This window comes from Streptomyces thermoalcalitolerans, assembly GCF_039525155.1.
Lineage (GTDB): Bacteria > Actinomycetota > Actinomycetes > Streptomycetales > Streptomycetaceae > Streptomyces > Streptomyces thermovulgaris.
Window position 1 is genome coordinate 1 of the sequence record NZ_BAAAHG010000127.1, and the last position, 1,680, is coordinate 1,680.

At 60.7% G+C, this 1,680-nt stretch carries 2 protein-coding genes; both read right to left on the bottom strand.

The genetic code is table 11. From position 1 onward, the window contains the following. A partial coding sequence (locus ABD224_RS29100) for a hypothetical protein (RefSeq protein ID WP_344055291.1) occupies positions 1 to 183 on the bottom strand: 183 nt, incomplete at its 3' end. Between the two features lie 130 nt (positions 184 to 313). Next, positions 314 to 1,680 (bottom strand): WD40 repeat domain-containing protein (locus ABD224_RS29105; protein ID WP_344055293.1); only part of this gene is annotated, 1,367 nt, incomplete at its 5' end.

The following is a 1,680-nucleotide window of genomic DNA, read 5'->3' on the forward strand; positions in this document are numbered from 1 at the left end:
CTCGATCTCCTGAATCCGGACGTCCTCCTCGAGTTCGGCGAGGGCTCCGTCGACGTCGTCCCTCTCCTCCTGGACGTCGTCCTCGTCGTCCCCACCGAGGTCGACGACTCCTGCGTCTCCGTCGTCTGCGACCGCGACTCCTGCGAATGCTGTTACCCCCGTAACGATCAGGGTCATGGTCACGACGACGAGTGCGACTCTCCGCATGTCAGATCCCTCCGGTCATGTAGCCGAGGACGACGATCGTCGCTATCGCTATCACTCCGAGACGGATGATCGACCCGATCGGTCCGGCGAGAAGCCACCACATCGATCAGTCACCTCCGAGGACTCCGGCGGCTCCGGCTCCGATCACTCCCCACAGCCACACTGGGAGGCCGGCGATCGTGTTCGTCAGGAAACCGAGATCCCAGTCGTCGAGCGGGTTGCTCGGAGCCGGAACGCTCGTATCGTCTTCCTCGCGTTCGGCCAGCGCGTCGGCGTACTCCTCACTCACTTTCTCGAGGTACTTCCGATACTCCTCGGTATCCACCTCGTCATACTGCGGCTCGTCCCAACTGATCGTCTCAACCGAGTCGAGGTCTTCGGCGTCGTCGATGCCGTCGACGTCCTCGAGGATCGTCTCGACGTCGCTCACGGTCTCGATGTCCTCCGGGTCGTCGATGCCGTCGACGTCCTCGAGGATCGTCTCGATGTCCTCGCCCGCTTCAGACTCGAGTTCTGCGACGAGTTCGTCGGTGACGAACGGGACAACTTCGTTTCCGTCGCTGTCGACCATCTCCTCGACCTCGATCAGTCCGCGTGCGAGATTGACCTCCTCGCCCTCGACAGCATCGAAGGCAACGCCATGCTGGATGATGCCGTCGACCGGCCCTCGAAGCCACGGGTCGCCAGTCTCCTCCTCCGGCCCTCCGAGGACATCATAAGCCTCGTGCAGCACCTCACCAGTCGGAGACAGGAGCCTGAAGTCATCATCAAAGTCGTCGTTTCTAGAGACATGAGCCACAGTCCGGTAATCCGGTAGTCGCTGGAAGTCTCCTTCGCCATCGGGTTCGTGGAGAGTCCATTCGGCGTCCCCCGTTTCGGGGTCGATTAGCTCAACACGGCCATCGTCTTCCCAGGACGTGAAAACCCCGTCAAGCGTCCATTCGACGTCGTGCACGAACTCATCGGTTTCGAGGAGGTCGCGGTCCCCGGACTCCAGGTCGAAGATATACACTCCTGGCCCGTCGTCATTATTCGAGTGAGTCCCGGTTGCGATAGCTTCGCCATCCGGGCTAAGAGACAGGCCACTAATATACACCTCCGTACTCCACTGGACATCTCCCGACACAGCATCGTAAACCACCAGTCCAGAAGCCCCGTGACTTTCGACGAGGTATTCGCTGTCAGGGGAGAAACGAGCAGCATTCGATGTTGAATCGTTCGACCCAGTCCATAGCACATCGCCAGTCTCCGCGTCAAGCATCTCGCCGACATCCATGCCGCCGTGAACTCGGTAAACCATCTCACCGTCGGGCGAGAATGACCCGCCGTCGAACGGTGTTGAGTGGGTCCACAGGACCCGGTCGCTATCCATATCATACGCAACAGTACTCTCCTCATCGCTGTCCTCGAAGACGATCGTCGTCCCGTCTGGACTAAGCGACGGCAGGCCGAGGTCGTCGACCTCGAGCAGCG